The 23,581-nt window shown below is 37.5% G+C and carries 24 protein-coding genes and 3 tRNA genes; 22 read left to right on the top strand and 5 right to left on the bottom strand.

The genetic code is table 11. The features are described 5' to 3' along the window. Nucleotides 1–3: 3 nt before the first annotated feature. The 4 genes from menB to ACMKPP_RS02940 all read left to right on the top strand — a co-directional run bounded on the left by menB (nucleotide 4) and on the right by ACMKPP_RS02940 (nucleotide 3,999). Entirely contained in the window at nucleotides 4–846 is an 843-nt protein-coding gene (gene menB, locus ACMKPP_RS02955) for a 1,4-dihydroxy-2-naphthoyl-CoA synthase (RefSeq protein ID WP_004693709.1), read from the top strand. A 207-nt stretch (nucleotides 847–1,053) separates the two neighbouring features. Beyond that, on the top strand, nucleotides 1,054–2,460 hold the full coding sequence (gene menE, locus ACMKPP_RS02950; protein ID WP_418369288.1) for an o-succinylbenzoate--CoA ligase: 1,407 nt from the start codon (nucleotides 1,054–1,056) through the stop codon (nucleotides 2,458–2,460). Nucleotides 2,461–2,473: 13 nt separating this feature from the next. Then, a complete protein-coding gene (gene menC / locus ACMKPP_RS02945; RefSeq protein WP_316581336.1) occupies nucleotides 2,474–3,625 on the top strand; it encodes an o-succinylbenzoate synthase in 1,152 nt (383 codons plus the stop codon). Continuing rightward, nucleotides 3,622–3,999: a PaaI family thioesterase gene (locus ACMKPP_RS02940; protein WP_418369287.1), complete on the top strand. Its 378-nt coding sequence runs from the start codon at nucleotides 3,622–3,624 to the stop codon at nucleotides 3,997–3,999. Before menC ends, ACMKPP_RS02940 begins: the two co-directional genes overlap by 4 nt. A 236-nt stretch (nucleotides 4,000–4,235) precedes the next feature. Here the strand turns inward: ACMKPP_RS02940 and ACMKPP_RS02935 are convergent, their stop codons facing one another. Further along, nucleotides 4,236–4,871, bottom strand: coding sequence for a hypothetical protein (locus ACMKPP_RS02935; protein WP_418369286.1), 636 nt, complete (start codon nucleotides 4,869–4,871; stop codon nucleotides 4,236–4,238). A gap of 320 nt (nucleotides 4,872–5,191) precedes the next feature. Here ACMKPP_RS02935 and ACMKPP_RS02930 point away from each other — a divergent pair. From ACMKPP_RS02930 to ACMKPP_RS02915, 4 genes are all read left to right on the top strand, one after another. Next, a tRNA-Asp gene (locus ACMKPP_RS02930) sits at nucleotides 5,192–5,267 on the top strand. Nucleotides 5,268–5,288: 21 nt separating this feature from the next. Next, nucleotides 5,289–5,364: transfer RNA gene (locus ACMKPP_RS02925), tRNA-Phe, on the top strand. Between the two features lie 12 nt (nucleotides 5,365–5,376). After that, nucleotides 5,377–5,462, top strand: a tRNA-Leu gene (locus ACMKPP_RS02920). A 182-nt stretch (nucleotides 5,463–5,644) separates the two neighbouring features. Beyond that, a complete protein-coding gene (locus ACMKPP_RS02915) occupies nucleotides 5,645–6,286 on the top strand; it encodes a hypothetical protein (RefSeq protein WP_008602791.1) in 642 nt (213 codons plus the stop codon). 109 nt (nucleotides 6,287–6,395) lie between these two features. On the opposite strand, the gene pgtP is transcribed toward ACMKPP_RS02915, so the two are convergent. Then, nucleotides 6,396–7,769 (bottom strand): phosphoglycerate transporter PgtP, encoded by a 1,374-nt coding sequence (gene pgtP, locus ACMKPP_RS02910; RefSeq protein ID WP_418369285.1) that lies wholly within the window; start codon nucleotides 7,767–7,769, stop codon nucleotides 6,396–6,398. A 211-nt stretch (nucleotides 7,770–7,980) separates the two neighbouring features. Here pgtP and ACMKPP_RS02905 point away from each other — a divergent pair, with 211 nt between their 5' ends. After that, entirely contained in the window at nucleotides 7,981–8,193 is a 213-nt protein-coding gene (locus ACMKPP_RS02905) for a hypothetical protein (protein ID WP_008715600.1), read from the top strand. A 101-nt stretch (nucleotides 8,194–8,294) separates the two neighbouring features. On the opposite strand, the gene ACMKPP_RS02900 is transcribed toward ACMKPP_RS02905, so the two are convergent. Then, nucleotides 8,295–9,086 carry a carbon-nitrogen family hydrolase gene (locus ACMKPP_RS02900; protein ID WP_004698326.1) on the bottom strand — a complete coding sequence of 264 codons (792 nt, stop codon included), beginning with the start codon at nucleotides 9,084–9,086 and terminating at the stop codon, nucleotides 8,295–8,297. 169 nt (nucleotides 9,087–9,255) lie between these two features. Here ACMKPP_RS02900 and ACMKPP_RS02895 point away from each other — a divergent pair, with 169 nt between their 5' ends. The 13 genes from ACMKPP_RS02895 (at nucleotide 9,256) to ACMKPP_RS02835 (ending at nucleotide 21,920) form a co-directional block, all read left to right on the top strand. Next, nucleotides 9,256–9,819 carry a nitroreductase family protein gene (locus ACMKPP_RS02895; protein ID WP_004698371.1) on the top strand — a complete coding sequence of 188 codons (564 nt, stop codon included), beginning with the start codon at nucleotides 9,256–9,258 and terminating at the stop codon, nucleotides 9,817–9,819. A gap of 68 nt (nucleotides 9,820–9,887) precedes the next feature. Beyond that, entirely contained in the window at nucleotides 9,888–10,691 is an 804-nt protein-coding gene (locus tag ACMKPP_RS02890) for a polysaccharide deacetylase family protein (protein WP_004693679.1), read from the top strand. An 11-nt stretch (nucleotides 10,692–10,702) separates the two neighbouring features. Beyond that, a complete protein-coding gene (locus ACMKPP_RS02885) occupies nucleotides 10,703–11,641 on the top strand; it encodes a phosphodiester glycosidase family protein (RefSeq protein ID WP_004693677.1) in 939 nt (312 codons plus the stop codon). A gap of 8 nt (nucleotides 11,642–11,649) precedes the next feature. Beyond that, entirely contained in the window at nucleotides 11,650–12,597 is a 948-nt protein-coding gene (locus ACMKPP_RS02880) for a hypothetical protein (protein ID WP_004693675.1), read from the top strand. 72 nt (nucleotides 12,598–12,669) lie between these two features. Further along, a complete protein-coding gene (locus tag ACMKPP_RS02875) occupies nucleotides 12,670–13,845 on the top strand; it encodes a glycosyltransferase family 9 protein (RefSeq protein ID WP_418369284.1) in 1,176 nt (391 codons plus the stop codon). Continuing rightward, a complete protein-coding gene (locus ACMKPP_RS02870) occupies nucleotides 13,832–14,158 on the top strand; it encodes a hypothetical protein (protein ID WP_004698343.1) in 327 nt (108 codons plus the stop codon). The genes ACMKPP_RS02875 and ACMKPP_RS02870 overlap by 14 nt, the downstream gene beginning before the upstream one ends. 544 nt (nucleotides 14,159–14,702) lie before the next feature. Further along, on the top strand, nucleotides 14,703–16,055 hold the full coding sequence (locus tag ACMKPP_RS02865) for a pyruvate carboxylase subunit B (protein ID WP_008602782.1): 1,353 nt from the start codon (nucleotides 14,703–14,705) through the stop codon (nucleotides 16,053–16,055). Nucleotides 16,056–16,504: 449 nt separating this feature from the next. Continuing rightward, nucleotides 16,505–17,845, top strand: coding sequence for a sensor histidine kinase (locus tag ACMKPP_RS02860; RefSeq protein ID WP_038149708.1), 1,341 nt, complete (start codon nucleotides 16,505–16,507; stop codon nucleotides 17,843–17,845). Further along, a complete protein-coding gene (locus ACMKPP_RS02855) occupies nucleotides 17,842–18,531 on the top strand; it encodes a response regulator transcription factor (protein ID WP_004693664.1) in 690 nt (229 codons plus the stop codon). Before ACMKPP_RS02860 ends, ACMKPP_RS02855 begins: the two co-directional genes overlap by 4 nt. Before the next feature lie 668 nt (nucleotides 18,532–19,199). After that, the gene (locus tag ACMKPP_RS02850) at nucleotides 19,200–20,297 is read left to right on the top strand and encodes a S1C family serine protease (RefSeq protein WP_004698370.1); all 1,098 of its coding nucleotides are present in this window, start codon (nucleotides 19,200–19,202) and stop codon (nucleotides 20,295–20,297) included. Between the two features lie 359 nt (nucleotides 20,298–20,656). After that, nucleotides 20,657–20,986, top strand: coding sequence for a PadR family transcriptional regulator (locus ACMKPP_RS02845; protein ID WP_077708187.1), 330 nt, complete (start codon nucleotides 20,657–20,659; stop codon nucleotides 20,984–20,986). Next, nucleotides 20,973–21,548 carry a DUF1700 domain-containing protein gene (locus ACMKPP_RS02840; RefSeq protein WP_008602778.1) on the top strand — a complete coding sequence of 192 codons (576 nt, stop codon included), beginning with the start codon at nucleotides 20,973–20,975 and terminating at the stop codon, nucleotides 21,546–21,548. Before ACMKPP_RS02845 ends, ACMKPP_RS02840 begins: the two co-directional genes overlap by 14 nt. 9 nt (nucleotides 21,549–21,557) lie before the next feature. Beyond that, a complete protein-coding gene (locus ACMKPP_RS02835; protein WP_077708188.1) occupies nucleotides 21,558–21,920 on the top strand; it encodes a transcriptional regulator in 363 nt (120 codons plus the stop codon). Nucleotides 21,921–22,196: 276 nt separating this feature from the next. Here the strand turns inward: ACMKPP_RS02835 and pyrE are convergent, their stop codons facing one another. Continuing rightward, nucleotides 22,197–22,784, bottom strand: a complete 588-nt coding sequence (pyrE, locus tag ACMKPP_RS02830) for an orotate phosphoribosyltransferase (protein ID WP_008602774.1) — start codon at nucleotides 22,782–22,784, stop codon at nucleotides 22,197–22,199. Next, on the bottom strand, nucleotides 22,781–23,500 hold the full coding sequence (pyrF, locus tag ACMKPP_RS02825; RefSeq protein WP_004698328.1) for an orotidine-5'-phosphate decarboxylase: 720 nt from the start codon (nucleotides 23,498–23,500) through the stop codon (nucleotides 22,781–22,783). The genes pyrE and pyrF overlap by 4 nt, the downstream gene beginning before the upstream one ends. Nucleotides 23,501–23,581 lie beyond the last annotated feature (81 nt).

Genomic DNA, 23,581 nt, shown 5'->3' with positions numbered 1-23,581 from the left:
TCCATGAGCAAATTTGATTGGAAAGTATTGGATCGTAATTATGAAGATGTAATTTACGAAACATATAATGGCATTGCAAAGATTACTATTAACCGTCCAGAAGTGCGCAACGCATTCCGTCCTAAAACGGTAATGGAGTTAATTGATGCTTTCACAGTAGCTCGTGAAGATAACGAAGTAGGCGTAATCGTATTGACTGGTGCTAACCACGGTAAGGGCGAAGATAAAGAGGCATTCTGCTCCGGCGGTGACCAAAGCGTACGTGGTCACGGTGGTTATGTAGGTGAAGACAATGTGCCTCGCTTGAACGTTCTCGATTTACAACGCTTAATTCGCGTCATCCCTAAACCTGTTATTGCAATGGTTAATGGTTATGCTATCGGTGGCGGTCATGTGTTACACATCGTATGTGACCTTACAATCGCTTCTGAAAATGCTAAATTCGGTCAAACTGGTCCTCGTGTAGGTTCCTTCGACGCTGGTTACGGTGCAGGTTATTTGGCTCGCATGATTGGTCACAAACGCGCACGCGAAGTATGGTTCTTGTGCCGTCAATACACAGCAGCTCAAGCGTATGAAATGGGCATGGTTAATACTGTGGTACCATTTGACAAATTGGAAGAAGAAACAGTTCAATGGTGTAGCGAAATCCTTGAATTATCTCCAATGGCTTTGCGCATGTTGAAAGGCGCTTTCAATGCCGACACAGATGGCCTTGCAGGTTTACAACAATTCGCAGGGGACGCTACATTGATGTACTATACAATTGATGAAGCGAAAGAAGGTCGTGACGCGTTCAAAGAAAAACGGAAACCTAACTTCAAACAATTCCCTAAATTCCCTTAATTGGGAGTCGATACAGTCCTATATGACGGACTATATTAACGGTTAAAACGACAAGTGCGCCTCTATAGGAGGCGCCTTTCTTGTAATATTTCTTTATTTATCATATTTCAATTATTATTTTTTTAGTTATTACTTATTATTTACTATTTATTGGTAATTGGTAATTAGTGATTACGTATTAGTGATTAGGTTTAGATACGAGGTGAGATGATGGAGTGGTTACGTTATGGTGCACAGCACTACCCTAATCGTAAATGTATAAATGAATATACCTATAACGATATATACCGTGGTGTACTCCATGTAGCTCGTAATTTAGTGCCTTTAGACGCATCTCGTGTGGCTATCTTGTCTGATAACTCTGTGACCATGGCAATGTATGTGTTGGCTGCTATGCTAGTTCATAAAGAGGTACTTTTACTTAATGTACATCTTAAGCCAAAGGAAATAGAAAACCAATTGGATCAACTAGGTGTTACCACCGTATTACATAGTAAAGAACGACGTAATCAATTATCTCATTTCGTTGATTCGAAGGCCTCTAATTCAATTGTTACAAATGAGTTTGAAGCTCTAGAAGATATTCTATCGGATTTAGTGGTCGAGGACTCCTTTGATTGGGTATTTGTGGACACAGACATAGCTGCTATCATGAATACGAGCGCTACTACGGGGCAATTTAAGTCTGTACCGCTTCAATGGGGGCAAATTAAAGCTCATGTACAAGCATCCCAAGAGGTACTAGGAAAAACGGATCAGGATAATTGGCTAATGGTACTGCCTCTGTTTCATGTAAGTGGTTTATCTATCTTGATGAGGTCTCTTTACAACGGGACGGCTGTCACTATTTTGCCTAAATATGATGAAGCTCAAGTTCTAAAACTTATAGAATCTGGGCAAATCAATATGATGTCCTTAGTGCCTACCATTTTGACTCAATTAGAGCCACATATTACGCACCATGCATTACGTGTTATATTGCTCGGTGGAGAATTCATTCCCATGGCGCTAATCGATGCTTGTGAAAAGAAATCTTTGCCTATCTATAAGACTTATGGCATGACGGAAACCTTTAGTCAAAGCGTGACCTTCTCCGTATTGGAGTATCCTCATAAACGAGAATCTGTAGGTAAGCCATTGCCTGGCATGCAGGTTCGTATCGATAATCCTGATACAGATGGGGTAGGCGAAATCCATTTGACGGGCTCTATGGTTATGACTGGTTACATCAACAAGGAACCTATTGATGGAGACTTTAATACAGATGATATTGGTTACATCGATGAGGACGGTTTCGTTTATATTTTGAATCGTCGTAAGGATCTCATCATTTCTGGGGGTGAAAATATTTACCCTAAGGAACTAGAGGATTTAGTCTATACGTTGACATCGGTGAAGGAATGTGCCGTTGTGCCTGTGTCCGATGTTAAATGGGGACAAGTGCCAGCCCTCTTTGTGGCCTTTCATGATGGTAAAAGTTTGCCACTAGAGGATATTATAGTCTTTATGAAAGACTCTTTAGCAAAATATAAGATTCCGAAATATGTAAAAGTATTAACCGCATTGCCTCGAAATGGAACTGGCAAAATATTGCGTAATGAATTGAAATTATAAAATTGAGGCGCCTATGAATAATATTTTAAACTTTAAAAGTATAACTACATATCGCCTTAAATTGCCACTGAAGTTCAATTTTAAGACTGCCAAGGGCGAGGTGAAAGAAAGAGAGACTATCGTTGTTCGCATTGAAGACCAACAAGGGTATGTAGGATATGGGGAATGCGTAGCTTTCACAGAGCCATTCTATACATTTGAGACCGTAGAAACCTGTTGGAAAGCTATGGTAGACGATTATATCTTTAATTTGCGCTTGATGCGGCCTAAACCACTGATGACCTATGTACGACAATTACAATTTTGGCGCAATCGAGATAATATGCCTATGGCTATTGCGGCTCTAGAAAATGCGCTTATTCATCTTCATTGTGAACGGATAGGTGTAAATTCTGTTTCCTACATTATGGATCAACCTTTACAAGAGACAATTGAAAGTGGTATCGTCGTCGGTGATGTGCCAATAGACCAATTACTTGATGTTGTAGCGCATCATGTAGTAAATGGTTGTAAGCGGATTAAATTAAAGGTAAATCCTATAGATGGTTATGAACGCGTAGCTTTAGTTCGCAAACATTATCCGGATTTGGTCTTAGCGGCTGATGCAAATCGAAGCTATTCATATCAAGAAATAGATAAGGTCCGTCAGTATGATGATTTAGGTCTAGCTTGTATTGAAGAGCCCTTTGCGATGGTAAACCTTCAATCTTATAAAGATTGGAAGTGGGAGCGTCTTAATCATGGTGATTGGAAAATCTATACGCCAATTTGTTTGGATGAGTCCATTTTAGGATATGATGATTTGTCCTATGCTATCGAATATGGTTTGATTGATGTGCTTAATATAAAAGTAGGGCGCATGGGGGGGCTTATTCCAACAAAAGCAGCTATTAATCTATGTAGAGAACGTCATATTCCATATTGGATTGGTAGCATGGTAGAGTCAGGGGTTTCTAAAATGCTTCATGTTCAGCTAGCCGCTTTAGGAGATTCTTATATGGCAGGGGATTTGTCCGATTCAAATCGATATTTTGAACAAGATCTTATTTTCCCAGATTTAACCTTTAAAGATGGTGTTATGCAGGTCCCTGATGGTGATGGACTAGGTGTAACAGTTTTTGATGACCGGCTAGAAACTTATTGTATGGAGAAACGAACACTATGAATCTAATTGAATCCTTACAAATCGATGTACCTCGTATGACGAGCGATACTACATGTATTGCAAAAATGAATTTAAATGAATTTCATAAACAACTGCAAGGCTATTTAAATGGTGGTGCTACATTAGCTTTTGCAGAAATTATTGCAGGTATGATGAGCAATGAGCTGGTAGGCTCTCATAAATTTGGAGTAGGTCAGTCTATAACTGCGAATCACCTACGTCCTGTAACATGCGAAGGAACTTTAACAGCCTTAGGAACACTACTAGTGAAAGGCAAAACATCCCACGTATGGCGCTTTGATATGATAGATGATGCACAACGTCTTATCTCACAAGTGACTGTAACCTTGGCTATTGTAGATTTTGATAGATAAAATCTCATTTCAATGGATTTAGTTATATTTGCTAATTAAGTTGTGTATAATTTCGTCCTACATGAGAACTTACGATTGTTAAGACCATAGGATAATAAAAGGACAGTATATACTTTTCAGTAGATACTGTCCTTTGTTAGTTTTACAATGTAAATGGCTCATCTAGAAAAACGACATAGCTCTTTTTTACGTTTTCTAAGATCTGCAATTTAAAATGTTAGAAAAGACAAAGATATTTATTTTCTAGTGATAGTATATAGGTCCTCGATATCAGGAATATCGTAAATTACCCATGTTCCATCTCCTAAATGACGCATCAAAACTCTTATATCTTTTGTCATATTCTTTTTATTATTTTGTATTGTTACAGTTACAGTAGCCGTATCACCATTATCTTCTGACTTTAGGTTTTTAACCTCTACATCATGTTCCTTAAATAGGCGACCTTCTACAAGACGATCTACCATAGACTTATTATCATCATTTGCTGTAGTGGTATTATTGGTAGGTGATTCAGATTTAAAGCTGTCAGGATCTTCGATATATGTTCGTATTACGTCTTCGATAAGAGCTGGTCCAAATGTTTTGGTAGCTGCTATTGTAGCTTTACCAAGTGGGGTAGATGTATCGATATATTTATTGCCTTCTCGTTCTACAATATTTTTTACAATGGATTTTATATCTACGTGACGCAATGCTTCGTCTGCATCTTTGTCTTGTACTGCTTGGTGAATGATTTTTAATGTGTAGGCCGGTGTATGTGGCACATACCACAAGAAGTACCATGCTGCGGCCATCGCTCCTACAATGGCTATGATAAGAGCGATAATAACACCTTTGGAATTGAACTTATTCACAGCGAATCCTTTCATGTTTCTATAGAGTCATTTTCATACTGAATATATACATATTGTAGCATATTGAGTAAAGAATAGGATGATTTCTAGTAAAGCCTATACCTAGTGAAGCTTGTAGAGAAAATTGTACTATTGTGAAAACTGATGAATTATGACGATATAAGGGGGATTCCTGTAATATATTATAGAGATACATTTATAAAAGCTATAAAATAACGATTATCAAATATAATCAATTATTTTAATAGATTTGTAATAATATTTTTTAAAAAAATAGTTGCATTGCTCTAAAATCCATGATATTATGTACAAGTAGTCAACGCGAGTTGATACGCGGCCCCGTGGTGTAGCGGTTAACATGTCGCCCTGTCACGGCGAAGATCGTCAGTTCAAATCTGATCGGGGTCGCCATTTTTTTTTACAAAAAATCATGCCTCGGTAGCTCAGTTGGTAGAGCAACGGACTGAAAATCCGTATGTCGACAGTTCGATTCTGTCCTGAGGCACCATTTGTATTCCATGCGGTTGTGGTGGAATGGCAGACACGCCATCTTGAGGGGGTGGTGAGCTAACGCTCGTGCGGGTTCAAGTCCCGCCAACCGCACCAAAATATAAAGACCTACAGTTTACTGTAGGTCTTTTTTTCGTTATTTTGATATTAAAATACATTTAATGAGTTTATCTTCTCCTTTTAAATCTGAGAAGTGTTGGCAGGTTTTCACAATCCGTGTACAATCATAGTAATTAGTAATATACATTTATATATAGTTTTCAATATGAGAGAAGATTATGGTTTTTAATTATGGTGAGACGTTACGTATCCGAAGGGATCTATATACGATTTTAGGCAAGATACGCTATATTGATACTCATGGAAAAATTGGGTATGAGTATAAGTTAGTTAGACATAAGAATAATGCAGAGTTTTGGCTCAGTTGGGATAAGAAGCGAGATGCGTACCAGTTTTCCAAGTTGTGTGGAAAAGCACTACCAGCCGATATGAAACTCATAGATAGTGGTTATGAGATGGTAACGGGCACTTGGGGTGAGGTAGACGTAGGTACTACTGATACTGCTAAATATAAAGAGTATGAAAATGCTGATGGTACTGCTACGTTTTCTGTTCAAGAGTGGGCTTTTGAAACGGAATATTCAAAAGGCTTTTACATTAATAAAGAATACGTATCTGTCGAAAAGGATTCAGAGGTAACCGAGTCTATTCTAGATAAAATGGATACGATTAAGAAGCTAAAGTTCATAGGACCAATCGGTTGGATTTTGGGGAACTTACTACTTTATATGCCAATCTTTGATATAAAAATATTGAATGATGTACGGGATGTACTTACATGGCCTTATATAGTAGCTGGGAGTATAGTCCTTGGTATCATTGTGGTTTGTGCTTTCATTATTTCCAGAACTATGCGTTGATGAAAACACATCGGTTATATAGGAGTCCCTTTCGTGGGGTAAATAAAAGGTCGTAACATGTATTAATACATATTACGACCTTTTTACTATAGGATTTATTTGTTAGGGGTTAGCTATTAGCTTCAGCTGGTTGAAGTTGTTCAAGTTCAGCTTCTTTAGCATCTAATTCTTTGGCGCCAAAATGAGCCAATACACAGAATGTAATACAAAGAACACATGCTACTAATAAAAGATAGAAACCTGCATTCCAACCAAATTTATCTGCTAAAACACCAAATAGTGTTGTACCTAAGTTTGCACCAACAATGTAACTCATGAATCCACGAAGACCAACAGCAGAACCTACTGCAAATGGTGGTACAATATCCATAGTTTGTACTGAAGCTAAGAATTGAGGAATGTAGATTAAACAACCTACAATAGCAGCGAAGAAAGTAACCCATAAGAGAGACTCGCTTTGCCAATAACCAAATATACAGAAGAAGATAATACTTATAGCAATGATTGCAGGTGGCATGCGATAACCTTTAAAGAATTTATCGGAAATGTAACCTGCAAAAATAGTTGAAGGGATAGCCGCCCATTCAAAGAATAAAAAGGCAACAGACATTTCTGCTTTGGAGAAACCCTTTACTTGTAATAAATAAATTGGAAGCCAAGTAAGCATACCAAAGCGAATCATGTAAACGAAGGTGTCAACTAATGATACATACCAAGCATTTTTATTTTTCAATACGTATTTTACAAAGATTTCTCTTGTGCTCATATGCGGTGCTTCAGAACTTCTGTGTGCCTTATGAGCTGTGTCGGCGATGATTTCACTTGTTGGTGGTAAGCCTTCACGTTCAGGGCTTTCTTTGATTAAGAAAGAAATGGCAATTGCTATGATAACTGCAATAAGCGCTGGTACACCATAACTCCCTAATTGCCAGTAATCTGTAGTAGTGAAATATAATGCGGCGGCTACGATTGGTGCTACGATACCACCACCGAGATTGTGTGAAATATTCCAGATAGCTCCATAACGGCCACGTTCCTGTTTTGGGTACCATTTAGCTAAGGTGATAAAGGATGGTCCTACACCAAATCCTTGGAAAAAGCCATTTAGTACTACTAAAACTAAGAAGAAGGCGAGACTATCGGCAAAGCTCATAAAGATATTGATAATTGCACAGCAAATGAGACCGAAAGCCATAAACTTGGCAGGACTTGCTTTGTCCGCAAGACTACTCATAAAGCCTTTACTTAAACCATAAGCGATAAGCATACCACTAGATAGCAAACCAATTTCTGTTTTGCTCATATGGAGGATATCTGATAAAAAGTGTGTTGATAAGGCAAAGTTATTACGAACAATATAGTACGCAGCATAACCTATAAAAATACCAATTAATGATTGCAATCTATATTTATAATATAGATTCATAATCATGCTTTGTGGAACTGATGATTTTGCCTCTTTAGGTTGTAGAAATGAAAACATAGTTATTACCTTTCTTTCTTAATAACTAAATCCTATTGCATTGTTAATACTACCATTTCTATAGAATTCATGTAAATGATTTATGAGATAAAAATATTAATTTATAATTTAAATTGTTGATTATTAGCTGAAGATGTGTATAGAAAATATTTGAATTATAGACAAGTACTTTTTAATATATTAGATTAAATATATTGGGAGGTTATTATCTATGAAATATTTACGCCGTGAACTTAATCAAGTAGAAAAAGAATATGTAAAACAATTTGGTGAAGATTCTTTAAATCGTGTCATCCTTCATGATCCTGATACAAAGGATAAACAAGATGTGCAAGATACTATTGATATTCTAAAAGGAGCAATTGCAAAAAATAAACCTCTAGAACAGGTTCCAGAGGAGATGTGGAAGCTTATTGAGTTTTAATGTATATGAATTCCATACAATAAAAAGGCACATTGTTTTATGCGCAGACCATCTATAAATGAATTGTTTAAGATGGTAGTTAAAAACAATGTGCCTTTGTTTTATAGTTTGTAGAGTTCAGGTTTGCGATCTCTAAAAATGTTAATTTTATTGCGAATATCCTCTACTACGGTGAGGTCGATATCTACAGATGAGATGCCCTCCCTAGTGTCCATTTCGAGGAGGTTTGTACCCCATGGATCGTATACAGCGGAGTGACCAGTGCTTTGAACTCGACCTACTGTACCACAGCCGTTGACAGCACATAAGAAGAGTTGGTTTTCAATAGCTCGCACTTCGTTTAATACTTGCCAGTGGCGTAAACGCATAGTAGGCCATTGAGCAGGTACAAATAATAGCTCTGTATTTGATAATGCAGCCATTCTTACGAGCTCAGGGAAGCGAATGTCGTAACAGATAACCGTACTACAAGGAATGCCATCCAATTCAAAATGAGTGGTATGCGTACCGCTAGCGAAGTATTGGTCCTCTTTAGCAGGACTAAATCCGTGCATTTTGGAATACTCTCCTACGAGCTTGCCTTCACGGTTGTAAGCATAGGATGTATTAAATACTAAATCCTCTTTTGCTACGGCTACAGAACCGCCCACAATGTTTACATTGTGTTCTTTTGCGAATGTACTTAATAAAGCTTTTGTTCTTTCTCCATTTCTGTCAGAAATATTGATTAAATCCTTAGATGGATGAAATCCTGTATTCCATGTTTCGGGCAAGACGATAATGTCAGGCTTTTCTGATAGGGCTTGTGAAAGTAATTCTTGGACGCGCGCATAATTGTATTCCACTTCGTTTACATAGACGTCCATTTGTATAAGGCTTAAGCGTTTTTTCATAAGAAATCCTTTGTCTATTGGATAAGCATAATTTTAGAAATATGTATTATAATTAGAATATTAAAGCATTATTGAACGGATTACAATATAGCTCTAAATAATCGTAGAAGTTTTGAATGATTTTAGATACCGAAGATTTATATGAATTTAGATGTTTTGGTGAAATATTATGGAATTAACAGAAGTTATAAACTCTCGTACTAGCGTACGTAAATATAAAGAAACTCAATCAGTAGGGGTCAACATAATTCAGGAGTTAGTATCTCTTGGTATGCGAGCTCCATCGCCTAAAAATCGTCAGCCCTGGCAGGTTATTCATGTGACGACAGTGGAGAAAGAACATTTTGTGAATTTAGGCTTTCAGGTGTTAGAGCAATATAAAGAACATAAGGAACATTTTGGTAGTTTAGAGATTAGTCTTAAGGCTATGCAAACTGCTAGTGACTTGCTATTTGTGTTTAATCCTTATGATCACTTGCCTGACTATACTCGCGTGTGGGAGAAAAGTGACTTACAAGCTATTGGCGCTTTTATAGAACATATTTTATTGGGGGCAAAAGCAATTGGGTTAGGTACACTATGGATGAATGATGTGTATTTTATGCAGTGTGAAAGCAAAACCTTTTTAAATATTCCTCACGATGTACAGGCAATCATTGCTATAGGTATTCCAGATGAAACTATGTATCCTAGACCTCGAAAATCGATTGATGAAGTACTAATAAAGCGTTAATTTTTACTATTCTTCATGGAAATGTTATAATATTCTGTATATAATTGTGTTCTAATAGAGGAGGACCTATGAAACGGATTCCGTTGGTAACACTGTTAGTTTTGGTATTGGCAATGGTTGTGGCAGGTTGTGGATTGCTTTCACAAAAAACAGAACCTACTAGTTCAGTACCGCCTGCAAAAGAAGTTAAGATGGTACATCCAACGGGTATTCCTGTTCTTATGTATCATAAAGTCGGCGACGACAAAGATAATGATGCAGTTATTCGGGAGGATTTGTTTAGAGAACAAATGAAGTTCCTCAAGGATAATGGCTATAATCCATTGACGATGGATCAATTGTATGATTATGTTGTAAATGGTGCTGCGGTGCCTGAAAAACCTGTTGTTTTAACCTTTGATGACGGTTATGCAGATACATATTCTATCGTATATCCAATTATGAAAGAATATGGATTCCCGGCGACTGTATTTATCAATCCTGGCGATGTTGGGACGCGTCTAACTTGGGATCAGGTGCGTGAAATGCACAAAAATGGTATTACTATTTCAAACCATGGTTTCCAACATATAGAAATGGGCCAATTGTCAGAAGCAAAACAAATTGAAAATATTACAAAGGCCCAAGAGGCACTTGCTAAAGAAGTAGGCATTAAGGATAATCCTTGGTTCTGCTATCCATATGGAGATAAAAATGAATTCACCGACTCAGCATCTAAGAAAGCTGGTATTAAAATGGGGATGGCTATGAAATCTGGCTGGGCTCATACTGGTGATAATCCATATAATATTTTGCGTGTTTGGGTAGGTAATGCGGTGGATATCAAGCATTTTGAAGAACGCATTAGCACTGAACATTTCACTGATTTATAAGGAGAAATACATTGTTCAAAAAGAATTGGGTAAAGTTCATCATTATGGTGTTCTTATTTACCGTTGTCACATCACCCTTCGTGGTGCTCTTTGGACCATTTAATAATGTAAAGCGCGCTGTAATTGGTGCTATCTTACAATCTCGCCATCCTCATTACATTACATGGTTGTTTAATGAAGACGAGTTACAATCTATTTTGGGGACTGTAGGGGTTGTTAAAAGCCAAGATTTGTTCAAGTTTAATGCTCGTGAAGATAAGACTTTAAATCTTGAAAAAATCCAGTCTGCTCGTTATGTAGGCTATATTTTAGAAATTCCTGATCCTCGTCGTATTCAAGTAGGTACAGCGGCTAATATTCAAGAAAAAGGCGATACTACAAGTAATATTGCAAAAATGAATAATGCTGTAGCAGCGATTAATGGCGGTGGTTTCCACGACCCTAATGGTACTGGTACAGGCCGTTTGCCATATGGTTTCATCTTGCATGATGGTGAGTACGTTATCGGTAAGGATGTAGGCCCTGATGAAGACGTAGACTTTGTAGGTTTCTCTAAATCTGGTAATCTTATCGCTGGTAACTATGATAAAACTCAGCTTAGTGATATGAAGGCTATGGAAGGTATTACCTTTGGTCCACCTCTTATCGTTGATGGTAAGAAGATGATTACCGAAGGTGATGGTGGCTGGGGCGTAGGTCCTCGTACTGCTATCGGTCAAAAGAAAGATGGTACAGTGCTATTTCTCGTAATCGATGGTCGTCAACCAGGGTATTCCATTGGTGCTACCTTGCGTGACGTACAAGATATTCTTTTTGAAAAGGGTTGCTACATTGCAGCAAATTTAGATGGCGGTTCTAGTTCTACTTTGTACCTAAATGGTAAAGTCGTAAATAAACCTGCCGATTTGTTAGGGGAACGCATGATCCCAACGGCGTTTATCGTGAAATAGGAGGACAGATGAAACCTTTTACGCGTGTACTGAGCGCCTTTGCGGTAGGTATTCTTCTGCAAGGTGGGGTATACCTATACCTTGATCAATATATATTTGCACCGACTACAGAGTTTAACGTAGCAGGCGCATCAAAAGATGATACTAAAAACTTCCCTGATGTGAAGGAAGGTACTAAGTATGTATCTTATGACCGTCAATTTATGGCCGTTGTTACAGAGAACTCTTTGAAAATTTACAAGGCTAATGAAAGCAAGCCCACAAATATCGATTTGAAGGGCCGCTCGATTAGTTACTTCAACTGGATGCCAGACCGTAACTATGCTGTCATGGGTTTATATGACTCCAGAGATGTTGTCATGGCTCGTCTTAATGCGGATGATCCAGAACACGAAGTTGATACGAAACTTGAAGACTTGCCTCGGGGCAGTAAAATTGTAGATGCTGCGTACTCTGAAGCGACAAATGTGGTGTATATGAAGGTAAAAGTTCAAGAACACACATATCGCATTTATCGTACCGATGCTAACTACGATACACGTCGCGTTTACATGCAAGCTACTGATATCGGTCATATCGGTGTATTCTACGATGAAGATAACTTCTTCTACGATAATGTGAGAACTGGGGATGTATTCATGTTCAACGGCATTGAAGGGGGATGGCGTGTTATCAACCCTGAAGGGCGTTTCCGCTTTATCGGTGTTGATATGGACAAAACTATCTATATCGCCCGTGTTGATGAGGACAATAATGCATTGACTGTTTACACTGGTAAATTAGGTGTAGGCTTCAATCCAGTTTACAAATACAACCACCCTACTACATTTAATGAGTTGACATTATCAGATGTAAAAAACATCATTAAGAATGGTAGTGAAGAAACTACTAAGGTAACAGAAGATACTACATCTTCTAAATCATCAAATAGTAGTGGTAGTAAAAAGAAATCTTAAGAAAAAGCCTTTATAATGTTCTTTCATTATAAAGGCTTTATTCCTATAATAGTATGTACCCTAAGGATATCTATGAATATATTATTTGTACGCCTTAGTTACATAGGTGATGTTTTGCATGCTACACCTGCTGCGCGGTGGATTAAGGAACAGTATCCTGATGCTAAGTTGCATTGGATTGTAACGCCTAGTATGGTAGAGCTCCTGCAGGGCAATCCCTATGTAGATAAAATAATTCCCTGGGAACGGGATGAATACGAGGCACATTCTAAAAAACTACATATTCCTACAATGTGGCGCATGTGGTGGGATCTTAAGGCCAAATTAGAGCCTTATAAATTTGATGTAGCCGTTGATGTGCAAGGGCGACTCATAACAGGGCTAGTACTATTAGCTTCAGGAACCCCCATTAGACTTGGCCTTGGTGGTACAAAAGAGTTGAATTGGCTGTTTACTAACTATAAAACGAAGCCTAGTACAGAACACGTGATTAAACGCTATGTAGAGGTAGCTCAGTTGTTAACAAAGGCTATTACTGAACATGCAAATTTAGATACATCGCTTAACATTGATAAATACGGTATTGAGAGCAGTTGTTTACTAAATGAATCTAATGCTAATACGCTATACCACATGGATTTTCAGGTGCCAACAAATTTACATAGTTGGGCAGAAAATCAATGGAAGTCGATTGATAATGACGTTTCTTTACATCGAGGCGTGGTAGAAACTCCGTTACGCATTGGGCTGGTATTAGGTACCTCTTGGGTAACGAAAGAGTGGTCTCAGGAAAAATGGTATTCTCTCATTAAATCCCTTCAATATAGAGCGAAATTTGTTTGTTTAGGTGGCCCTAAAGAGGCTGCTCAATACAAACCCTTGCTGGACTCTTTGACAGATGAGGGTATTGATAAAATTGTTCTGAATATGTTAGGGAAAACGACACTTCAAGAATTAGGGGCTTTAATTGAAAGTTGTGATGTAGTAGTTACTGCAGATACGGGAGCTCTGCATATTGCGTTAGCTTTAAATAAGCCTGTAGTAGCACTCTTTGGCCCTACTGACCCTAAATTATGGGGCCCTCTGACGGGGACATTTAAGGTGCTCGTAAATGATGAATTAGATTGCTTAGGCTGCCGAAAACGACGTTGTCCTAAGCCTAATCAATATTGTATGTCTGGTATTGATCCAGTACGTGTAAAGAAAGCAATTTTTGAACTGATAGGAGATACACATGGCAAAGTTTAAAATTCAAAAAGGTTTATCCGATGCGGATATGATGAAAAATTTTAAGGATACAGAAAATTTCGAAGATACTATGCTCAATATGGAGCGAGATGCTAAGAAACCAGTAGTTCATCAAAGTCCAAAGCAAAAAGAAGATGCTTTTTACCGTGAGTTCTTAACTGAAAAAGTAGAGACTATGATTGGTAAAATGCTCCTTGATATTAAGATGGAGTATTTTAAAGAAGGGGAAGGGGCTTTCTCTATTCAGGTGAAACGGGAAGGTAAAAATATTGTCCTAGAAACTGCGCCTAAAAAGGTTAAGCCTGAGAAGTAAGCCGTATAATGGGGACTCTCAAATTTTAAAGATTAGGTCAGAACCTGTCCGTAAATGGGCAGGTTCTTTTGCATGTTTATGCATTTAAAAATATCGGCTTAGTTATTAATAAAATTGATGAGCTTATAAACATACCGACGTTTATCGAATTACTACATTTATAAATACCGATATATTTTGAAAAGTATTTAATAATAACCAAAAATTATTACGATATAATTTTTAGTTTCTCATTAAAATGAGCAATTACAAAAAAATTAATTTGATTAAACATACATGCTAAACTCTAGTTCCTCTGCAGTTTTTTGTGATATTCATCACGAAAAAATCATCTTTGAATACATGAGATTATGAGTAAATAGCATAATGTGGTTGTTGACAAAGAATTTTATAAGTAGTCTAATATAAGTATGTATTACGATTTTAGCGCGTTTGGCTAGTGTGAGCAGACATCGAAAAAATCGTAAAAAAAATAGGTATGAGATAGTTGTTTAATGAGTGTATAAAGTTACATACACAGACTATTTCGATTTGGAGGATTAACATGGCTAAAAAATTAAGAATTTGCGAAACCGTTCTTCGTGACGGTCATCAATCTATTTTGGCAACACGTATGCGCTACGAACAAATGGAACCAGTGCTCGGCCTTTTAGATGATATTGGTTATGAAGCTCTTGAATGTTGGGGCGGCGCTACTTATGACAGCTGTCTTCGTTTCTTGAATGAAGATCCATGGGAACGCCTTCGCAAATTGAAAGCTAATTTGAAAAATACCCCATTGCAAATGTTGCTTCGCGGTCAAAATTTGTTGGGCTATAAACACTACTCCGACGACGTAGTAGAAGCATTCTGTAATGCGGCTGTAAAAAATGGTATCGACCGTATCCGTATTTTCGACGCATTGAATGACCCACGCAATATGGAAGCTGCTATTAAGTACTCCAAAAAAGCTGGTGCACACGTTCAATCCGCTATGGTATACACAATTTCTCCAGTTCACACAACTGAAAGCTTCTTGAAAGTAGCTGAAACTTTGGTAGAAATGGGTACTGATTCCCTTTGTATCAAAGATATGTCCGGTTTGTTAGGACCTGCTGATGCATATGATTTGGTTTCTACTTTCAAAAAACGTTTTGGCGAATTGCCAATCGACTTGCATAGCCATTTCACTTGCGGTCTTGCTAGTACTACATACTGGGAAGCTGCTAAAGCTGGCGTAGATATCATCGATACTGCTATCTCTCCATTTGCTCATGCAACTAGCCAACCAGCTACTGAAACTATGATTGAAATGTTCAAAGGTACTGAATGGGATCTTGGTCTTGACCTTGATAAATACATTCCATTAGTTGACCACTTCCGTAAAGTAAAACAACAAATCGCTGAAGAATTCAACTTGAAACCAGCTAGTGATGTAATCCCTGCTGTTCGTCGTTACCAAATTCCTGGCGGTATGTTGTCCAATACTCAAAACCAATTGAACGAAATGGGTATGGGCGATCGCTTCTTTGACGTTATGGATGAAATGCCACGCGTTCGTGAAGACTTGGGTTACCCTCCATTGGTAACTCCAACATCCCAAATCGTTGGTACAATGGCTATGATGAACGTTATGATGGGCGACCGTTACAAAATGGTTCCTAACGAAGTTAAAGATCTTGTTCGTGGTAAATATGGTCAATTACCTGGTACAATTTCTGATGAAATTCGTCAAACTATCATTGGTGATGAACAACCTATTACTTGCCGTCCAGCAGATCTTATCGAACCTGAATTGGAAGGTTACCGTCAAGATTTAGCTTCTAAAGGCTACAATGGCATCACTGACGAAGATGTATTGACTTACGCTATGTTCCCAGAAGTTGCTATTAACTTCTTCGATGCAAATCGTCGTTAATCCAAATTTTAAAAGAGGATTCTTAGGAATCCTCTTTTTTTTGACCATATTTAAACTATCCTCATAGAGAAATAGTATAATCTAGTATATATTTTGTTTTATTAAATGAAGAGATTCAATAGTTGTTTTATTTTTTATATTTTAGCTTTTTTATAAACAGTATAGACAAGTTCCTATTAAATGGGGAGACTAAGGAACTATGAAATATCAGATATTACCAATTTTCATATCGCCATAAGATACATGGGTGCGTGTGAAAATATAATTTTTACGAAAAGTATTAGATATTAAAAGGGGCGAGATACCTTTTAATAATCGGTCAATTATAAACTACGTATGAAAGAATAGTGAAAAATATGTTGGATATTTGCGTGTTTTACTTGCGTTAAGTATTAAAAATAGCGTAAACTATAGAGAGTATCTACTATTTATGATATTGAGGTAATCCTGTGAATTTACAAATACGAATTTGGATATCCAATGTTGTGCTGTTTGTTGTACCTATTTTAATAGCAATCATCTTATTTTTGCTATATTTTACAGGTTTGCGCATATTGGCCAATGCCGGTTACTATTTGCGTATTGAGCAGGAACAACAGTTTAAAAGTGTCAGTCGAATAACTGAAACCATTACCTTTTATGGGTTAGAAAATGATCTAATTAATAGCTTGGTTAAGCCTAGCTATAGCTTACTTGATCCAAAGGAAGTATATGTTGAAGTACTTGATCAAGGAAGTATGGTGTATAACTACGGTAATCCACAAATCTATAGTGCTTCTGCCATTGTTGGTCTTATTGATGTTAACCCTGAATTACAGGGCATTGTATATCAATCCAATAATACTTTCGTTTATGAAATGAGAAAGTACGATGGACGTCATTCCTATGTATACCATATTGCGATTAGGCGTGCTACTCATGGTAGTGATAGCTTAATGGAATCCGTATCTTTCTATATTATCGTAGTATCCATATTGCTCTTTATTGTTACATTTTTTGCTATTAACCGATTTGTTACACGATTTATCATGATTCACGTTAAGAACATGACAAAGTCGTTAGAAATGGCAAATCGTCAGATTGAAATGGAACAGGAGCAACAAAAAGAGTTACTCGCTGGTATATCCCATGATATACGAACTCCGTTGACGGCTATTAAAGCGTATGCTGAAGGCGTTCGTGACGGTATTGCACCAACGGAAGAGCAACAAAAAAGATACATGGGGATTATTTTGAAACGGGCCAATGATTTAGATTCTATGTTAGAGGAACTATTCCTCATAACAACATTGAACTATAAAAAAGAATCTCGTCCATCTGAGCGAATTGAATTAGGTCAGTTTGTACGTGACTTTGTAGAAGATCATTTAGCTCCGTATCAATCGAAGGGGCTTGAGATTAAGGCCCGTATAGCTACGGAAACACCTTTTATCAATGCTAACCCACAATTGTTACAACGTGTTTTGCAGAATGTGTTGAACAATAGTGCTAAGTATAAAATGACCGATATTGGTCATTGCGTCATAGATGTAACGAGTGATGATGATTTTGTATACTGTGTCATCAGTGATGATGGACCAGGTGTACCGCCAGAATCTCTAGAGCGTCTGATGCGACCATTCTATCGTGTAGATTCGTCTCGTACGAATCCTCAAGAAGGTAGTGGCCTAGGATTGTCGATTATCCGTCGAATTATGGAAATCTTTGAAGGCCGAGTTGTGATTGAAAATGTAAGGCCACATGGTCTACGTATTATATTAGAGTTTCCTAAGCAAGGAGAAGAATCATGAGTGAACATATCTTAATTATTGAAGACGATTTGGATATTGCCAATATTGAGCGTGATTATTTAATGGTGGCGGGCTATGATGTAACGATTATGACTAATGGTACAGATGGCATTGAAGCAGCATTAAATACTCCTGTAGACCTTATTATCCTTGATGTTATGTTGCCAGAAATGGATGGCTTTGAAGTTTGTCGTCAAATTCGTGACAAAGTTCGTGTACCAATCGTTATGGTAACTGCGCGTCTTGACGATATCGATAAAATCCGTGGCTTAGGCGTAGGTGCTGATGATTATATTGAAAAGCCATTCTCTCCATCTGTATTGATTGCGAAGATCAAAGCTATGTTGGCGCAATATAAACGTTTAACAGAGCGCGATGCAATGGAAACAAACGCTATTCAATCCGGTGAAATCCGTCTCGACCCTAAGATGATGAAAGTATGGGTGAATGAAAAAGAGGTTCATCTCAAAAAGAAAGAATTCCAGTTGTTAGAGTTCTTGATGCGTAACCGTGATATTGTATTTAGCAAAGAAGAATTGTATTCTCGTGTATGGGGACTTGACTCCTATGGTGATTATGCAACTGTAGCGGTTCATATTAATCGTTTACGTGAAGAAATTGAGGATAATCCATCCGATAGTAAGCATATTATTACAGTGTGGGGTGTAGGGTATAAATTCGTTTAGTATCGAGAATATGCATTCACATTATACTCACGTTGTTCGTGGCTGTTGATTAGATATGACTTTATAGAGATTTTATTATAGAGATATAATCAAAGGTTTAAGAATTGTTTATATAGTTACTTTGATAGTTTAGATATTCCATGTATACTTATTTAAGTAAGGCTGACTATGACTCTAGATAAGTAATATTTTAACTTCTCTCTCTTAATAAGTTCTCTCTAAAGCTTATCTAGATCACATATACTCTCTCTCTCAATAGTCCTTACACTCTCAAACTATATGCATAAAGGGCATTTGCTAGCGACGGCTAGTAAATGCCCTTTATGTTTTTTAGATTTTAGATATTTGAATACATTCTATACAGCTTCTTTCAGGATTCTAGGTATTTATCTAGTGGAGGATATACGGTTATAATAATTATACTTTCATAAGAAAAGTTATAAATTGATATCTTGCATTGTAAAAGCAGGCGTACTATAATAGGTTCATCAAAATCAATTTTATAAAATTGATTTTGAGATGATTTGAATTATTGTGAGACGTGGCGTATTTATAAAGTATCATAATTATATGATTTATGATTTGGTTCTTATTTTACCTTTTATAATCATCATTAAGACGTTATGGGTGATGTAGAAGAATATTAAGAAGAATATAAGGAGATCTACATGACATTTTCAAAATATAAGAAAACAGTAATTGCGTGTATTCTTGCTTTGGGTATTGGGGTAGGCGGAGGATACTATTTCTTTGGCAGCCCTGTTAATACGCAACCAACAAACGTGAGAGAACAAACTAAACAGACTAAGCCTATTACTGAAACGCGTAATACCTATGTAGTACAAGCAGCTAAAGAATCTGGGCCAGCTGTAGTAGGGATTACAACACAAGTATTTCAAAAGGATATTTTTAACCGTACTATCTATGCTGGAGAAGGTGTCGGATCTGGTGTGCTTATCGATAATGACGGACATATTATAACAAATAAACATGTGGTAGCGGGGGCTAGAAATGGGGAGGTTACAGTATCATTGTCTGATGGCAGTACGGTGACGGGGACTGTTATAGGTTCAGATTCACAGACGGACTTAGCAGTTGTAAAAATTAAACCTCCAAAAGATATTAAACCTATCAAAATTGGTGACTCTGACTCCTTGCAAGTAGGGGAGCCAGCTATTGCTATTGGCAATCCTTTAGGTCTTGAGTTTAAAGGTTCAGTTACCTCTGGTGTTATTAGTGCCTTAGCACGTACAATTGATGATCAAGGTCAACGATTCCCATTGATTCAAACTGATGCAGCCATTAATCCAGGTAACTCAGGTGGTGCGCTTATTAATGCAGATGGTGAGTTAATTGGTATCAATAGCTCTAAAATCTCTAAAGAGGGAATTGAAGGTATGGGCTTTGCTATTCCAATTAATTCTGCGATGACAATTGTTGATTCTATTATTAAAAATGGTAAGGTCATTCGCCCTTATATTGGGGTGTGGGCTGTAGACCGTCAAACTGCAGCGCGCAATAATGTAACCTATGAAGGTGATGGACTTCTTGTTGTTCAACTTGATCCTAATGGTCCTGCTGCACAAGCTGGTCTCGTAGAAGGGGATACGATTGCACAAATTGATGGTAAAGATATTACTACATTACTTGAATTAAAAGAACAAATTGATGCTAAGAGCCCGGGAGATACAATTTTGGTATCCTATACTCATAACGGCAAAATGAAGAGTACACAGCTTAAATTAGGGGAAGCGTCTTCAAATTAGAATCTAGTAAATAAAACTTAATTAAGTATTCCAATAATGCACTACTTTCTTTTGTAGTGTTAGAAAATCCTCATCTTTTAGATGAGGATTTTTAGTTATAATAGGGTACTTTAATAGATTTTGTATAAAAAATACCATAAATAAGAAAATTTTTTTGAAAAAATTTTTCCCTATAAACGCAGAAATTAACTGTGTTTATAGATTAGAAATAAGAAAAAATATATTAAATTTCAATATTTTTTTACAAGGTACCTTGCGTTCCGAGGTACCTTATGTTATTATGTATTTGTCAGTACATGATAGTGACCGTAAGAGAGCTTTCACATTGGCAGGCAAGCACAGCCTAAAAGGGAGGAACTATGCAAGTTCAATTAAAAAAAGGTGTTATGGACATGCTGGTGCTAGCATTATTAACACAAAATGATCGCTACGGATACGAAATCGTAAGCACCATTTCAGAATATATTGAAATATCTGAAGGAACGATATATCCATTGTTTAACAGACTGAAAAAAGAAAAGTATGTTGAAACGTATTTAAAGGAGTCTTCTACAGGCCCATCACGGAAATACTATCATATCACGAACGAAGGCCGTGCAGCATATAACAAGATGCGTCAAGAATGGGATGATTTTTCTGTTGTTATCAATATGCTGTTGAAAGGAGTCGATAATAATGAACAAAAATAGCTTTTTGGATGCATTGCGTAATATATTTAAAAAAGCGCGTGTTGCAGATGTGGAGAGTATTATAGAGGTTTATGAAGAGCATTTTGCGGTAGGTTATGAAAAGGGTCTTACCGATAGTGAGATCATTAAATCCTTAGGGACTCCAGAGGAAATATATGCATCCTACGTAGATGCAGGTATCATTACAGACACAATGAATCAAGATGGTAGTGAAAGTAAATCCGTTAATATGCAGGAAATTTATGCACGATTTGATGATTATAAAGAGCGTCTTTTACCTCAATTACCGGGGATGGCTAAAAAAGCATCTAAGACTTTGCTCTCTATTGGAAGTGCCTTATCCTATATTGTAGGTGCTCTTATATTCATTATTACACCGGCTATCTTGTTCTTACTAGGTAGCTCATGGCAACCATTTGAGAATGTTACTGCATTTCCAGTATTGTCCATTGTAACTTTAGTGGCACTTGGTGGTGTAGGTTTATTTGGTGGACTTACATGCGTCTTTGTTGGTACAGAGCTTCGCGGTGTGCGTGAACGTTACTTCCGCAATGTAGATTAAGGAGGTCCTATGAGACGAATTATAATAACAGCGATTTTAACCGTAATTTGTGCTGTTGGGGCATGTACATCTTTTGCCGTTAATGATTTACCTAATTTCGGTGAATGGATGAAAACGAATGAACAACAGTTTAGAAAACCACATAGACATGATGGTCCTAATCAGTATATGGATAAACATATGATGGATGGAAATAATCATATGATGCCTCAAGATGGCATGGGACCAAATAATGGTCAGCATATGCACTCAAATGGTCAAATGCCTCCGCAAGGTCAAATGCCTATGCAAGGCCAACCACCTCAACAACCTAATGGCAATGCACCACAACAACAAACTGATCAAGGTGCACCACAAACTACACAAAACTAACGATACTTTATGAGTTCATTTCTCTCATAAGATTATAGAGTACGTGGTCATGAAAGTGCATTCATGGCCACCATAGAGCCACATACTCTATGTGATATATTCGTATCAGAATCTCTCTCTTACACACAATAACTACACACAAACAAAAAGAGCTCCTCAGTGAAGGAGCTCTTTTTGTATCTATTTATAAATATAGACAGTAGTTGATGGACTGGGAATATTTTATTAACTTCCTAATGAAAAACGACCTATGCATGTATATAGGTCGTTAAAAAATTATTTGATGTGTTTAGAACCGCGTTCTGTCATAGCTACGCCGTCTTTGCAAAGAGGGCATTCTTCAGGTTTATAAGTTGGAACTTCAAGATTAAGTAATGCTTGTACCTTTTCGTGAGGTACACCGAATTCTGCTTTGCCCCCAGAACGGTTAACAAGAAGGCCTACACCTACGATTTCACCACCGGATTGGTTTACAACATTTACTACTTCTTGTACAGAACCACCAGTAGTTACGATATCTTCAACGATAAGTACTCTTGTGCCTGGCTCGATTTTAAAGCCACGACGTAATGTCATAACGCCTTTTTCGCGTTCTGTGAAGATAGCACGGGTGCCAAGCGCTTTACCTACTTCGTGAGCAAGTAAGATGCCGCCGGTCATAGGTCCAATAACAAGTTCTACATTTTGATCGCGGAAGCGTTCAGCTAATTCTTTACAAAGTTTTTCTGTATATTTTGGATGTTGTAATACATTAAATTTTTCAACGTACATTGGACTGTGGAGACCAGATGTCAAAAGGAAGTGACCTTCTAAAATAGCTTGAGTGTCGATCAGTAATTGTTTTACTTCTTGTTCTGTCATCATTTGGATACTTTCTCCATTTCTTCAATAATTAAACGAACCGCTTCACGAGGGTTTTCGGCTTGTGTAATAGGTCGACCGATAACAAGGCGAGATGCTCCATCTTGTAGTGCACTAGCTGGTGTAGCAACCCGTTTTTGGTCGTCTGTTGTTGCAAAGGAAGGGCGAATACCAGGGGTAACGATGAGGAAGTCATCGCCACATGCTTCACGAATCATTTTGGCTTCTAATGCGGAACATACAACACCATCCATACCACAGTCTTTAGCGAGTTTTGCAAGGCGAATGACTTGGTCGGAAATTGGTAGCTGACCACCAATAGCAGTCCAAGATTCATCGTCAAAGCTAGTTAATGCGGTGATGGCTAATAATTTTGGGCGTTCTACGCCTAGTTCTTTGCCACTCTCACGAGCTGCCTCAACAGCAGCTTTCATCATGACAGGACCACCTTGACCATGTAAAGTAATTAAACTAGCGCCGAGACGTGTTAAGGAAGCTACGCCATGGGCTACGGTATTTGGAATGTCGTGCAATTTCAAATCAAGAAATACTTGTTTGTTTTGCTCCTGTAAAAAACGAATTGTTTTTGCTCCTTCGGCGTAGAATAGCTCCATGCCGACCTTGTAAAAGCTAACCGAATCACCGAGGGATAATACGATTTCTTTCACTGCATCCATCGTGGATACGTCAAGAGCAACGATTAATCTGTCATCTGCCATGTTGCAACCTCCATACTACATACATATCTAAATAATTTTCACATACTGAGGGTCTATCTGTCAATTAAAATTGGTATGAAT

The organism is Veillonella parvula, from assembly GCF_048309325.1.
GTDB lineage: Bacteria > Bacillota > Negativicutes > Veillonellales > Veillonellaceae > Veillonella > Veillonella parvula_T.
The sequence above is the reverse complement of the archived record's forward strand: the minus strand, read 5'-3'. Positions and strand labels throughout refer to the sequence as shown.